This window comes from Streptococcus infantis (assembly GCF_019929665.1).
Lineage (GTDB): Bacteria > Bacillota > Bacilli > Lactobacillales > Streptococcaceae > Streptococcus > Streptococcus infantis_H.
In genome coordinates this window covers 505,309-518,526 of sequence record NZ_JAHZPZ010000001.1, presented here as the reverse complement: position 1 = coordinate 518,526, position 13,218 = coordinate 505,309, and the positions used below count along the sequence as shown (strand labels likewise).

Below are 13,218 nucleotides of genomic sequence, written 5' to 3'. Positions count from 1 at the left end.
AATCAATTCGCTTTCTAATCCTCTTTTCGCATGAAATAGAGGAGGGTTTGAAGTTCGCTAGTAAGATCGACATACTGAACAACTACGTCTTTAGGAAGATGTAGGTGAACAGGAGAAAAACTGAGGATACCTTTGATACCAGCATCAACCAAAAGTTCCGCAACTTCTTGAGATTTAACACTAGGAACCGTAAGAATAGCAGTTTTAACATCACTATCCTTAATTTTATCCTTTATTTGAGAGATTCCATAGATTGGAACACCATCAGGAGTTCGAGTGCCGACCTCTGGATGATCATCTAGATCAAATGCCATAATGATTTTCATCTTATTGCGCTCATGAAAACGATAGTGGAGAAGGGCATGCCCCATATTTCCAATACCTACAAGCATAACATTGGTAATAGAATTATCATTTAAAAGATCAGCGAAAAAGTTCATGAGCTTTTTGACATCATAGCCAAATCCACGACGTCCAAGTTCGCCAAAGTAAGAGAAGTCACGACGAACAGTGGCAGAATCAATTCCAATCGCTTCTGCAATTTGTTTGGAATTAGCTCTTTCAATTTTCTCGGCATTAAATCTTTTAAAAATACGGTAATAGAGAGAAAGTCTCTTTGCTGTTGCTTTTGGAATAGCAGACTGTTTTTCTTTCACAAAATCACAACCTTTCTATCTATTATTTTATAGAAAGCTTGTGAAAATTGCAACAATAACGAAAAAAAACTAAGAAAAAATCTTAGTTTATGTATTTTCGTGATAGGTTGTTAAAAAACGATAAAGATTTCCAAGAAGACCTTGATAGATTTTAACCCCATTGTGGGTCAGTGATGTGACAACAGTCGTATCAGGAAGCGTCACACAGCCTGATAGAGAAAGCATAAGAGCTTCATAGTCTTCGTATTCTTGAATACGCTCTACTTGATAGGCATCTTTATAAGTTAATCGAAACATAACAAGCTTCTATCTTTTGCTTTTTGTAAATATGCCACGTTCGACCAGGCTATCCATCAAAAAGTAGAATTTCTCTTGGTGGATATGAGTTTCTTCTGATTTGAAGATATCAACTAAACGTAGACCAAATTTATCAGTGATATTGATTTTTACACCAGTTAAGTCTTTGTTGATGATAATCTTAAGTTGGAATCCTTCTCCGCTATTTGGAACTTTTTCAAGTAGACGCGTTAATTCATAGTTACCAACTTTAGTTTCAAAAAAAGTATTATCTTTAAGCGTGAATTTTTTAACAGTTGGACTAAGTGTGTATTCGTAACGACAATTTTTAAGTTTAATCGTTTGTTCAAATGCCATTAAGTTTATCCTCCGATGATATTTTTAAGAGTTTTAGCAAGAGTTATCATTTCTTGTTCCGTATTTTGAGGTGAAATGCTGACGCGTACAGACTCGTGTAAGCGAGGAGATTCTTCTCCGTAGAAGGCTTGAAGAACATGACTGACCTGAACAACACCAGCTGTACAAGCAGAACCTGTTGAAATAGAAATACCTTCAAGGTCTAAACGAAGTAGTAGTAGATCGTTGCGTTGTCCCGGAAATCCGATATTTAGGACATAAGGGAGTTGCTCTTTACCTTGATTCAGATAATAGGTTGATCCAGCCATTTCAGTTAGAAAAACTTTCTGTAGTTTTTGAACTTTATTAAAGTTAGCCTCTAGATGATCTATATCGTCCTTAAGAGCTGCAACCATACCTATAATTGCGGGAAGGTTTTCTGTCCCTGCTCTTTTTTTCTGTTCTTGATCTCCACCATGTAGGTAAGGATCAAAATCTGAAGAAGCAACGTATAGGAAACCGATACCCTTTGGACCGTGAAATTTATGAGCAGAAGCACTGAGGAAATCTATTCCTAGTTCTTCAGGAAGAATCTTTAGCTTCCCGACAGCTTGAACAGCATCTACATGATAAGCTGCTGAATGGACTTTTAAAATCTGACCAATTTCAGCGATTGGTAAAAGAGTACCTGTTTCATTGTTAACATACATAGTTGAAACGAGAATAGTATCTTCACGCAGTGCATTTTTGACTTGATCTGCAGTGATTTCTTGATTGTCGTCGGGTTTTAAAATAGTCACTTCAAACCCAAAATTTTCCACCAGATATTCAATTGGTTCAAGCACAGCGTGATGCTCAATAGCAGTAGTAATAATGTGTTTTCCGCGATTTTGATGACGAAGACAGTAGCCGATAATAGCTGTATTATTACTTTCTGTACCACCAGATGTGAAGAAAATGTGTTGGGGCTTTGTACCTAGTAAACATGCTAACTCTTGACGGGCTTCACGTAATAATTTTCCTGCTTGACGCCCATGACCATGAATACTAGAAGGATTGCCATAAGTCTCCTGCATGACTTGAGTCATTGCTGAGATAGCTGCAGATGACATGGGTGTCGTAGCAGCATTATCTAAATAAATCAAAAACTCACCTAATTTCTATTTAAATTTAAATAGTGGACTAACTGGTTTTCTTTCATGAATACGAACCATGGCATCACCAATTAGTTCGCTTGCGGTAATATATTGTACATTCTTAGGTTTTTTACTTTCTGTCAATACAGAATCTGTAACCAAGACTTCCTTGATATTAGCTGCATCCAACAACTCTGCAGCACCGTTGACGAACAAACCATGGCTGGATACTGCGTAGATTTCAGTAGCACCATCGCGTTCCAAAATTTTAGCAGCTTCAGAGAAAGTACGGCCTGTATTAAGAATGTCATCGATTAAGATTGCTTTCTTACCTTCAACCTCTCCGATAATGTAACCTTGGCTACGTTCAGAATCATCTTGAGCATAGTCAATGATAGCAATCGGAGCATCAAGGTATTCAGCAAGGCTACGAGCACGTTTTACACCTGAGTTTTTAGGGCTGACAACAACCACATCTGGACCAGTTAAACCTTTATCAATGTAGTGTTTTGCAAATAGCGGAATTGTATAGAGGTTATCTACAGGAATATCAAAGAAACCTTGTACTTGAACAGCATGAAGGTCCAGTGTCAATACACGGCTAACCCCAGCTTTTACTAACATATTTGCAACAAGTTTAGCTGTAAGAGGTTCTCGAGAAGAAGCAATACGGTCTTGACGTGCATAACCAAAATAGGGCATGACAACATTAATTGTATTTGCACTGGCGCGGACACAAGCATCGACTGTGATTAAAAGTTCCATTAAATGATTGCTAACTGGATAAGAAGTAGACTGAATGATGTAAACATCATATCCACGTACACTTTCTTCGATATTAACCTGGATTTCGCCATCGGAGAATTGACGTGATGACAACTTTCCAAGTGGAACACCTGCAGCATCTGCAATTTTTTGAGCTATTTCATGATTGGATGAAAGTGAAAAAAGCTTCATATTTTTTGTATCTGACATTGATAAACCGTCCTCTATAAACTAAGTAAATCGGTGAAAAAACATTTTTAAAGGAAAGTGTTTTCTTTCACAGATTCTATTATTTTTTATCTCTTCTATTTTATCAAAAAAAGAAGATTATTTCAGTTATTTTTCATATTTTCTATAAATCGTACTAATTTTGAAGATGCTTTCTTGTATTGGATCACATTTACCTGTAAAAACTCCTGAAAATCAAGACTTCCTTGGTCACCGTTTTCAACTTCTAGCTCTAGTTCATAATCTACAATATCGAAGTAGCTGCTTTGGTCAAGCGCCATGAGTCCAATTGCTGTTTCTTTTTCGAAACGAACGGTTGTTAAACAACCTAAAACCACCCAACCACTTGTTGAAAGTCCTCGACTTTTTAGTTCTTCCACAATCATCCCCTGGGGGAGTTTACAATTATCAAGACAATTTTTAGCTTCCTCAAGAGTGAGGTCTTGGTTGTATTCCATATTTCCGATTTCTTGAGGAATCTTAATAGTCAATTCAGCGCTTGTATCGAAAGTACGAATGCGCATAGCAATTTTATGATGTCGAAGGTAAAAATCAGGCGTATCTAGGTAGTAATTTTTTTGTGTAACAGGAGTGACTTCTGAAAATTGAGCTAGCAATCGATCATATTCTTCTTCACTGAGAAGTGTTTTCATTTCTATTTCTAAATGTTTCATTTTTACAACCTTTTCTTTATATTTGAAAGCGATTTATGGTATAATAAGCATTGTATTTATTGTATATGATTTTCATGAGAAAATCAAAAACTAGATAAATTAAACTGCATAGAGAATTGGACGTAAGAGCTATATGATTACAGAATGGGAAGAATTTTTAGATCCTTACATTCAAGCTGTCGGAGAATTAAAAATAAAACTCCGAGGAATCCGAAAACAATACAGAAAACAAAACCGACATTCTCCAATCGAGTTTGTCACGGGTCGGGTTAAACCGATTGAAAGTATCAAAGAAAAAATGGCACGCCGGGGTATTGGCTATGACACACTTGAACAGGATTTGCAAGATATTGCAGGTTTACGTGTCATGGTTCAATTCGTAGACGACGTAAACGAGGTTGTTTCTATCCTTCGTAAAAGACAGGATATGAGAGTTGTTCAAGAACGTGATTACATTACTCATCGAAAGGCTTCGGGTTATCGTTCTTATCATGTGATTATTGAGTATATGGTTGATACGATTTACGGTGCAAAAACCATTCTAGTTGAGATTCAAATTCGTACCTTGGCTATGAACTTTTGGGCTACAATCGAGCATTCACTCAACTATAAATATCAAGGAGATTTCCCAGAGGAAATCAAGGAACGACTTGAAATTACAGCCAGAATTTCACATCAGTTAGACGAAGAAATGAGTAAAATACGTGCTGATATCCAGGAAGCACAAGCGCTCTTTGATCCTTTGCATAGAAAGTTAAATGACGGGGTAGGAAACAGTGACGATACCGATGAAGAATACAGGTAAACGAATTGACCTAATTGCCAACCGTAAGCCTCAGAGTCAGAAAGTTCTATTTGAGTTAAAAGAACGATTAAAAAAGAATAATTTTATCCTGAATGATAAAAATCCAGATATCGTCGTCTCTATTGGTGGAGATGGGATGTTGTTGTCTGCTTTTCATAAGTATGAAAACCAACTGGATAAGGTTCGTTTTGTTGGGGTTCATACGGGACATTTAGGTTTTTATACGGATTATCGTGATTTTGAGTTGGACCAATTGGTTACAAATTTACAATTGGATAATGGAGCTCAGGTTTCTTATCCACTCTTAAGTGTCAAAATATTTCTCGAAAATGGTGAAATCAAGTCTTTCCGAGCACTAAATGAAGCTAGCATTCGTCGAGCGGATCGAACTATGGTTGCTGATGTCATTATTAACCATGTTCCCTTCGAACGCTTTCGTGGTGACGGCCTAACAGTTTCAACGCCGACTGGAAGTACTGCTTATAATAAATCACTTGGTGGAGCAGTACTTCACCCGACTATAGAGGCCCTACAATTGGCTGAAATTGCTAGTTTGAACAACAGAATCTACCGCACACTAGGTTCATCAATTATTGTTCCTAAAAAAGACAAGATTGAATTGATACCAACACGAAATGACTATCACACAATCTCAATTGATAATAGTATTTATTCTTTCCGAAATATTGAGAAAATAGAGTATCAGATTGATCACCACAAGATTCATTTTGTAGCCACGCCAAGCCACACCAGTTTTTGGAATCGTGTTAAAGATGCCTTTATTGGTGAGGTGGACGAATGAGGTTTCAGTTTATTGCCGACGAACATGTCAAGGTCAAAACCTTTTTGAAAAAACATGAAGTTTCAAAAGGGTTACTTGCCAAGATTAAGTTTCGAGGTGGTGATATTCGAGTAAATGGGCATCCGCAGAATGCAACCTATCTCTTAGATATCGGAGATGAAGTCGTCATTGATATTCCGCCAGAGGAAGGATTCGAGACACTTGAAGCAATTGATTATCCTCTAGATATTCTATTTGAAGATGATCATTTCTTGATTATCAACAAACCCTTTGGTGTTGCATCCATCCCTAGTGTCAATCATTCCAATACCATTGCCAACTTTATCAAAGGTTACTATGTAAAACAAAACTATGAGAATCAGCAGGTTCACATTGTGACTCGGCTTGATAGAGATACCTCTGGATTGATGCTTTTTGCTAAACACGGCTATGCGCATGCCAGATTAGACAAACAATTGCAAAAAAAGGCTATTGAAAAGCGTTATTATGCCTTAGTCAAGGGAGATGGTCATCTGGAACCTCAGGGAGAAATCATCGCTCCGATAGCCCGAGATGAAGATTCTATCATCACTCGACGAGTAGCAAAGGGTGGAAAATATGCCCATACATCCTATCAAATCGTGGCATCTTATGGGAATATTCACTTAGTTGATATTCGTCTCCACACTGGGAGAACTCACCAGATTCGGGTTCATTTCTCGCATATTGGATTTCCATTACTTGGAGATGATCTTTATGGGGGAAGCTTAGAACATGGCATCGAGCGCCAGGCTCTACATTGCCATTACTTATCGTTCTATCATCCTTTCTTAGAAGAGCAGTTAGAGCTAGAATGCCCACTGCCGGATGATTTCGACACACTTATTACACAGTTATCAAATAATAATTTATCTTAAAAGGAGTCAAAACTCATGGAAGTTTTTGAAAGTTTGAAAGCCAACCTAGTTGGTAAAAATGCTCGCATCGTTCTACCTGAAGGTGAAGAACCACGTATCCTACAAGCAACGAAGCGTTTGGTTAAAGAAACAGAAGTTATCCCTGTACTCCTAGGAAACCCTGACAAGATTAAAATCTATCTCGAAATCGAAGGAATTACAGAGGGTTATGAAGTCATCGATCCAGAACATTACCCACAATTTGAAGATATGGTAGCTTCACTTGTTGAACGTCGTAAAGGAAAAATGACAGAAGAAGAAGCGAGAGAAGTACTCATCAACGATGTTAACTACTTTGGTGTGATGTTAGTTTATATGGGATTGGTTGATGGTATGGTTTCAGGAGCTATTCACTCTACAGCTTCAACAGTTCGTCCAGCTCTTCAAATCATTAAGACTCGTCCTAATGTGAGCCGTACATCAGGTGCCTTCCTTATGGTTCGTGGCACTGAACGTTACTTGTTTGGTGACTGTGCTATCAACATCAACCCAGATGCTGACGCTCTAGCTGAAATTGCTATTAACTCTGCTATCACTGCTAAAATGTTTGGTATTGAACCTAAGATTGCTATGCTTAGCTATTCAACTAAAGGCTCAGGTTTTGGCGAAAGTGTTGACAAGGTTGTTGAAGCAACAAAAATCGCTCATGAGCTTCGTCCAGACCTTGAAATTGATGGCGAATTGCAGTTTGACGCTGCCTTTGTTCCAGAAACTGCAGCTCTTAAAGCACCAGGAAGTAATGTAGCTGGACAAGCTAATGTCTTTATCTTCCCAGGTATTGAAGCTGGTAACATTGGTTACAAGATGGCTGAACGTCTTGGTGGATTTGCTGCAGTTGGACCGGTTTTGCAAGGACTTAACAAACCTGTAAACGACCTTTCTCGCGGATGTAACTCTGATGATGTTTACAAATTAACTCTTATCACTGCAGCACAAGCGATTCATCAATAAGAATTTTATCCCTCTTTTCCTCTTGGTAAAGGGGGATTCCCCTTTTTTAAAGACATCATTCATCTGCAAAATTAGCCAAAATATGGTAAAATAGTCAGTAATCATCTATGTTTTATAGAATAAGTTTGTATGAAGAAAAGGAAATAAAATGGCAACTATTCAATGGTTTCCTGGGCATATGTCCAAAGCACGACGTCAGGTCCAGGAAAATTTAAAATTTGTTGATTTTGTGACAGTTTTAGTAGATGCACGTTTGCCCTTGTCTAGTCAAAATCCGATGCTGACTAAAATCATCGGAGATAAGCCAAGACTATTGATTCTAAACAAGGCAGACCTTGCGGACCCAGCTTTAACAAAAGAGTGGCGTCAGCACTTTGAATCACAAGGTATTCAGACACTTGCTATCAACTCTAAGGAACAAATAACAGTAAAAGTAGTAACGGATGCTGCTAAGAAACTCATGACAGATAAGATTGCTCGTCAAAAAGAACGTGGAATTCAAATTGAAACCTTACGCACCATGATTATCGGGATTCCAAACGCTGGTAAATCTACTCTGATGAACCGTTTAGCTGGTAAGAAAATTGCTGTAGTTGGTAATAAACCTGGTGTGACAAAAGGCCAGCAATGGCTTAAAACCAATAAGGATTTAGAAATTTTGGATACTCCAGGGATTCTCTGGCCAAAATTTGAAGATGAAACTGTTGCACTCAAACTCGCGCTTACGGGAGCAATTAAGGATCAGTTACTTCCAATGGATGAGGTAACGATTTTCGGTCTCAATTACTTTAAAACCCATTATCCTGAAAAGCTTCAAGAACGTTTTAAACAAATGAATCTGGACGATGAGGCTCCAGAGATTATCATGGACATGACGCGTATCCTTGGTTTCCGTGATGATTACGATCGTTTTTACAATCTCTTTGTCAAAGAAGTTCGTGATGGAAAACTGGGTAATTACACATTAGATACATTGGATGATCTCAATGGCAACGATTAAAGAAATCAAAGAAGAATTAGCAAAGATAACTGATTTTGAAAGCCCTTTATTTAAGGAATTTGAAAAAGATTCTCGTTCAGGTGTACAAAAGGAAATTGAAAAGCGTAAAAAGGCCATCCAAGCGGAAATGGATGAAAATCTTCGCTTAGAATCTATGCTTCGATATGAAAAAGAACTTTACGTTCAAGGGATAAACCTAATTGCAGGTGTAGATGAGGTTGGACGTGGTCCGCTAGCTGGTCCAGTGGTGGCTGCTGCAGTGATTTTACCTCAAAATTGTAAAATTAAAGGTTTAAATGACAGCAAAAAAATTCCTAAGAAAAAACACCAGGAGATTCATCAGGCTGTCAAAGAGAATGCCCTAGCAATCGGTATCGGGATTATGGACAATCATGTCATTGACCAAGTCAATATCTATGAAGCGACGAAACTAGCCATGAAGGAAGCTATCTCTCAACTTGAACCTCAACCAGAGCACCTCTTGATTGATGCTATGAAGTTGGATTTGCCGCTTTCTCAGACATCCATCATCAAAGGGGATGCCAACTCCTTATCTATTGCAGCAGCATCGATTATAGCTAAAGTTACCAGAGATAAGATCATGGCTAACTATGACGAAGAATTTCCAGGCTATGATTTTGCTCAAAATGCTGGCTATGGAACTGCTAAGCATCTAGAAGGAATTGAAAAGCACGGTGTCACACCTATTCATCGCACCAGTTTTGAACCGATTAAAACGACCATTTCAGAAACTAGTAAAAGATAATTAAAGGAGAGAATTATGGAGGAACAGTCGGAAATACTAAGTTCCAAGAAAGAATTTGCTTTCGCGTCCAGTACGATCTTAGCTCAAGTTGGGCGAGGTATTATTGTCGGATTAGTCGTAGGAATTATTGTAGGATCATTTCGATTTTTGATCGAAAAAGGCTTTCATATCGTTCAAGGATTTTATCATGACCAAGAGAATCTGATACGGAATCTATTGATCATTTTATTGTTTTATATCCTCATTTGCTTACTTAGTGCCAAATTAACACGTTCAGAAAAAGATATCAAAGGTTCTGGTATTCCTCAAGTTGAAGCGGAGTTAAAAGGTCTCATGTCTCTCAATTGGTGGAGTATCCTCTGGAAGAAATACATTCTAGGTATTTTGGCCATTGCGAGTGGGCTCATGCTCGGTCGTGAAGGTCCCAGTATTCAGCTAGGTGCCGCTGGAGGAAAAGGAATTGCTAAATGGCTCAAGTCTAGCCCTGTTGAGGAGCGTTCTTTGATTGCTAGTGGAGCTGCGGCTGGACTTGCTGCAGCCTTTAATGCACCGATTGCGGGGTTATTATTTGTAGTAGAAGAAGTCTATCACCATTTTTCACGATTCTTCTGGGTTTCTACCTTAGCTGCTAGTCTAGTAGCAAACTTTGTTTCCCTTCTCATCTTTGGCTTAACACCTGTGCTTGATATGCCTGATAATATTCCTCAAATGAGTCTTAGTCAATATTGGATTTATCTGGTTATGGGGATTTTTCTTGGAGTTTCTGGATATCTATATGAGAAAGCCGTTCTGAATGTCGGGAAAGTATATGATTGGGTTGGTCAAAAAATTCATCTAGATAAGGCCTATTATCCTATTCTAGCTTTTCTTCTTATCATTCCAGTAGGAATCTTCCTACCACAGATACTTGGTGGGGGAAATCAAATCGTATTATCCTTAACAGAACAAGATTTTAGTTTTAAAATTCTCTTAATTTACTTCATCATTCGCTTTATCTGGAGCATGATCAGTTATGGAAGTGGACTACCAGGTGGAATTTTCCTACCTATTTTAGCTTTAGGATCCTTACTTGGAGCTCTGGTCGGTGTTATTTGTGTCAATCTTGGCCTTGTTAGCCAGCAGCAATTTCCTATCTTTGTGATTCTTGGAATGAGTGGGTATTTTGGTGCTATCTCAAAAGCACCTTTGACAGCTATGATTCTTGTGACTGAGATGGTCGGTGATATCCGTAATCTCATGCCTTTAGGTATGGTGACCTTAGTTGCTTATATTGTTATGGATCTGCTCAAAGGAGCCCCTGTCTATGAAGCCATGTTGGAGAAAATGTTACCTGAATCAGCAGCTGATGATGGAGAAATTACCCTAATTGAAATTCCAGTTTCAGATAAAATTGCTGGTAAGCAGGTACATGAACTCAATTTACCACACAACGTACTCATCACAACCCAAGTACATAATGGGAAAAGTAAGACAGTTAATGGATCTACAAGGATGTATCTAGGTGATATGATTCATCTCGTGATTCCAAAAAGTGAAATTGGAAAAGTGAAAGATTTATTGTTGTAGAATTAGTTGTTTACATAACTTATGTTATGTCTTATGTATTGTTGGTCTAAAATTAGCAATTAAAATGATAGACCGAATCATATGAATAAAAACTCGATTCCTAAATAATGGTATCGAGTCTTTTTATTTTATTCTGATAAACTGGAGAAGCTTTAGAAATTTTTTAAGTCAATAAATTAATGATCTATAATTCACTTAGCTAATCTAGACGTTTTTTAGAATTGTATAGAAAACTAAAAATTTATGAACAATTGACCTTACATAGTCTAAAGTCTTGATAATACTGGGATAGAAGCATAAAGTACATTGATTAAAAAATGTACTTTATTTTTATTTTGTACTTTTGAATAGGGTTATTTATTGTTCATAATGATTAGTTTATTTTATTCTTTGTATCAATTTCAAAAGTATATTTTTGAGTTGCAGAATCGTATATCTCTTCTCGAAATTCAGAAGAAAGTTATGAATGGGCTAGAGCATGTGGTGAATTTAATCCTAAAAAGAAATTTATACGATTTGATGATATAAAAAACAAGGCTGATTTTCCATCAAATTTATGGCGATATCAATATCAACTTGCTAATGAAGTTACTCATCCTTCTTCACAAGGCACTTTCAATAGACTTGGGACAATGCAAAGTGAAGAAATAAGCAATGCAGTTAATAATAATTAACAGCCCTCAATCAGATCTCCCAGTATATACGCTGGTTGAATATAAAAAAGCTCCAATAAACTTGGAGCTTCATTTAGAGTACCCATCATTAAGGCACTCACGCCGTCTCGGCAATTCAATTATGTGAACATTATATCAGTATCGTATAATATTGTCAACACTTTTATTTCACTCTTTTTAGAAAATTTTTGTTAATTTTCCATTTTAACTGAATAATATTTTTCAAAAAATATATTAAAAGTATTTTTCTGATTCTTCTAACATCGAATAAGGTAACCTCGTTTAGTACTTTCAATATATCAAATAAAGCAATTTTCTTTAAATCATTAGAATTATTAATTTTAGGATTCAGTTTTAGGCGACGAACTAAATTAGTATTTAGAATCAAATTTTCAGGAGTTCGAATTCGAGAAATTAGACCATAGTGTGCAACACAATTTCTAGCTTCTCTCATTATTTCAAGATAATTTATAAACTCTTCTTTCTTAGAAGATGGACTCCCTACAAAACCTAAATCTTTCATAATATTATTTTGAATAGTAAAGTCTAGACCTAAAAATAGTACAATCAAATCATTTAGCATCAAAGTGTTAATAACTACCCATATAGGTGGATATTCATATTTTGCTACATATGGGTACTTAAATTTGCAGTAATCGCTGTAACTTAAACTAATAAAGTCTCCAGTGCATTCTTTCATTCTAAAATTTGTTAATTGTTGATTATTAGACAAGTTTTGCAAAGCTGAAGACTGTGCTGAATCAACTACAAATTTTCCTTTGAATCTGTTTTTTTCGATACCTCCAAATTTTCCTCTAAATTCTCCATCAAAAAATAATTTCTGATTACCTAATTTATTATGATAAGTACAAGTACCAGTGAAATAGACATTAAACGCAAAAACGTCTTTCTGGACATATTTTTTAAAAAATTTATGGCTATTATATACTTCATTTTTTTGAATATCATAGTTATAAAAATAATTAATTAAATGAGCTGGACCAGAATTTTGATTAGGAATAGAATAATGACTAATATCAAGGTAGAAAGTGTTTAAATTTGAAGTAATTGTACCAAAATTACCAAAATAAGACTTACTTAAATGATAAGAAATACTAGAACTAAGTGCTAATTCAACTAAAGCTAGTTGCTTATATAATTCCTTAGAAATTTGCTTATCTAGATTATACACTCGTCTAAAATCATTAAAAGAAATATTTTTATGGTAAATTTTAGATTTTTTATCACTCAAAAAAAGTGTTTCAAAACCATTAATAGCATTAAAATAATTATTCTGTTTTATATACTCATCAAATATTGACTCATTGATGCGTTTAAGTCCTCTTTGGGATTGAATTTTTCTTTGATCAGGAATGTCTTTAAAAAGCTTATTTTTCATTTTTGGATATTATTTTTCCTTAACATATTTTACATTTCCTGAAAGGTGCTTCATAAATCAGCATTCTCTCTATCTATATTATATCACATATAACAAACCGAAACAGGATAAAATAATTCAGAGTTTATTTATTGTGAAAAATTTCAAAAATCGAACTAGTAAAAATAAGGTCGTTGCTTTGTAAGGTATGAAAATTAATAAGATTAAAATGGAACGCTGGATTTTATA

14 protein-coding genes are annotated in these 13,218 nt (G+C 36.1%); 7 read left to right on the top strand and 7 right to left on the bottom strand.

Going from position 1 to position 13,218, the window contains the following annotated elements; all coding sequences use genetic code 11:
* Window positions 1-14 precede the first annotated feature (14 nt).
* From K1I61_RS02445 to K1I61_RS02420, 6 genes are all read right to left on the bottom strand, one after another.
* Entirely contained in the window at window positions 15-656 is a 642-nt protein-coding gene (locus K1I61_RS02445; RefSeq protein ID WP_223333089.1) for a redox-sensing transcriptional repressor Rex, read from the bottom strand.
* Between the two features lie 87 nt (window positions 657-743).
* Entirely contained in the window at window positions 744-953 is a 210-nt protein-coding gene (locus K1I61_RS02440) for a DUF4649 family protein (protein ID WP_223333086.1), read from the bottom strand.
* Window positions 954-962: 9 nt separating this feature from the next.
* Complete coding sequence (locus K1I61_RS02435; protein ID WP_223333083.1) at window positions 963-1,310, bottom strand: DUF1831 domain-containing protein; 348 nt, start codon at window positions 1,308-1,310, stop codon at window positions 963-965.
* A gap of 5 nt (window positions 1,311-1,315) precedes the next feature.
* On the bottom strand, window positions 1,316-2,434 hold the full coding sequence (locus tag K1I61_RS02430) for a cysteine desulfurase family protein (RefSeq protein WP_223333080.1): 1,119 nt from the start codon (window positions 2,432-2,434) through the stop codon (window positions 1,316-1,318).
* Between the two features lie 15 nt (window positions 2,435-2,449).
* On the bottom strand, window positions 2,450-3,400 hold the full coding sequence (locus K1I61_RS02425; RefSeq protein WP_004252940.1) for a ribose-phosphate diphosphokinase: 951 nt from the start codon (window positions 3,398-3,400) through the stop codon (window positions 2,450-2,452).
* A gap of 122 nt (window positions 3,401-3,522) precedes the next feature.
* On the bottom strand, window positions 3,523-4,092 hold the full coding sequence (locus K1I61_RS02420) for a CYTH domain-containing protein (protein WP_223333077.1): 570 nt from the start codon (window positions 4,090-4,092) through the stop codon (window positions 3,523-3,525).
* 133 nt (window positions 4,093-4,225) lie between these two features.
* Between K1I61_RS02420 and yjbM the strand changes: the two genes are divergently transcribed.
* The 7 genes from yjbM (at window position 4,226) to K1I61_RS02385 (ending at window position 10,917) form a co-directional block, all read left to right on the top strand.
* Window positions 4,226-4,897: a GTP diphosphokinase gene (yjbM, locus tag K1I61_RS02415; protein ID WP_004252944.1), complete on the top strand. Its 672-nt coding sequence runs from the start codon at window positions 4,226-4,228 to the stop codon at window positions 4,895-4,897.
* The gene (locus K1I61_RS02410) at window positions 4,881-5,699 is read left to right on the top strand and encodes an NAD kinase (RefSeq protein WP_223333075.1); all 819 of its coding nucleotides are present in this window, start codon (window positions 4,881-4,883) and stop codon (window positions 5,697-5,699) included. Before yjbM ends, K1I61_RS02410 begins: the two co-directional genes overlap by 17 nt.
* Window positions 5,696-6,595, top strand: a complete 900-nt coding sequence (locus tag K1I61_RS02405; protein WP_036754014.1) for an RluA family pseudouridine synthase — start codon at window positions 5,696-5,698, stop codon at window positions 6,593-6,595. The genes K1I61_RS02410 and K1I61_RS02405 overlap by 4 nt, the downstream gene beginning before the upstream one ends.
* A gap of 15 nt (window positions 6,596-6,610) precedes the next feature.
* Window positions 6,611-7,585: a phosphate acetyltransferase gene (gene pta / locus K1I61_RS02400; protein ID WP_223333074.1), complete on the top strand. Its 975-nt coding sequence runs from the start codon at window positions 6,611-6,613 to the stop codon at window positions 7,583-7,585.
* Between the two features lie 148 nt (window positions 7,586-7,733).
* On the top strand, window positions 7,734-8,585 hold the full coding sequence (gene ylqF, locus K1I61_RS02395; protein ID WP_223333073.1) for a ribosome biogenesis GTPase YlqF: 852 nt from the start codon (window positions 7,734-7,736) through the stop codon (window positions 8,583-8,585).
* Window positions 8,572-9,351: a ribonuclease HII gene (locus K1I61_RS02390; protein ID WP_223333072.1), complete on the top strand. Its 780-nt coding sequence runs from the start codon at window positions 8,572-8,574 to the stop codon at window positions 9,349-9,351. Before ylqF ends, K1I61_RS02390 begins: the two co-directional genes overlap by 14 nt.
* 15 nt (window positions 9,352-9,366) lie before the next feature.
* Window positions 9,367-10,917, top strand: a complete 1,551-nt coding sequence (locus tag K1I61_RS02385) for a ClC family H(+)/Cl(-) exchange transporter (RefSeq protein WP_223333070.1) — start codon at window positions 9,367-9,369, stop codon at window positions 10,915-10,917.
* Window positions 10,918-11,754: 837 nt separating this feature from the next.
* On the opposite strand, the gene K1I61_RS02380 is transcribed toward K1I61_RS02385, so the two are convergent.
* Entirely contained in the window at window positions 11,755-12,990 is a 1,236-nt protein-coding gene (locus K1I61_RS02380; protein ID WP_223333062.1) for an Abi family protein, read from the bottom strand.
* Between the last annotated feature and the right edge of the window lie 228 nt (window positions 12,991-13,218).

Coding starts and splice junctions, on each gene's coding strand:
- ylqF (WP_223333073.1), top strand. CDS start 7,734: ATGGCAACTATTCAATGGTTTCCTGGGCATATGTCCAAAGCACGACGT.
- K1I61_RS02380 (WP_223333062.1), bottom strand. CDS start 12,990: ATGAAAAATAAGCTTTTTAAAGACATTCCTGATCAAAGAAAAATTCAA.
- K1I61_RS02405 (WP_036754014.1), top strand. CDS start 5,696: ATGAGGTTTCAGTTTATTGCCGACGAACATGTCAAGGTCAAAACCTTT.
- K1I61_RS02385 (WP_223333070.1), top strand. CDS start 9,367: ATGGAGGAACAGTCGGAAATACTAAGTTCCAAGAAAGAATTTGCTTTC.
- K1I61_RS02410 (WP_223333075.1), top strand. CDS start 4,881: ATGAAGAATACAGGTAAACGAATTGACCTAATTGCCAACCGTAAGCCT.
- K1I61_RS02425 (WP_004252940.1), bottom strand. CDS start 3,400: ATGTCAGATACAAAAAATATGAAGCTTTTTTCACTTTCATCCAATCAT.
- K1I61_RS02440 (WP_223333086.1), bottom strand. CDS start 953: ATGTTTCGATTAACTTATAAAGATGCCTATCAAGTAGAGCGTATTCAA.
- K1I61_RS02435 (WP_223333083.1), bottom strand. CDS start 1,310: ATGGCATTTGAACAAACGATTAAACTTAAAAATTGTCGTTACGAATAC.
- K1I61_RS02420 (WP_223333077.1), bottom strand. CDS start 4,092: ATGAAACATTTAGAAATAGAAATGAAAACACTTCTCAGTGAAGAAGAA.
- K1I61_RS02390 (WP_223333072.1), top strand. CDS start 8,572: ATGGCAACGATTAAAGAAATCAAAGAAGAATTAGCAAAGATAACTGAT.
- pta (WP_223333074.1), top strand. CDS start 6,611: ATGGAAGTTTTTGAAAGTTTGAAAGCCAACCTAGTTGGTAAAAATGCT.
- yjbM (WP_004252944.1), top strand. CDS start 4,226: ATGATTACAGAATGGGAAGAATTTTTAGATCCTTACATTCAAGCTGTC.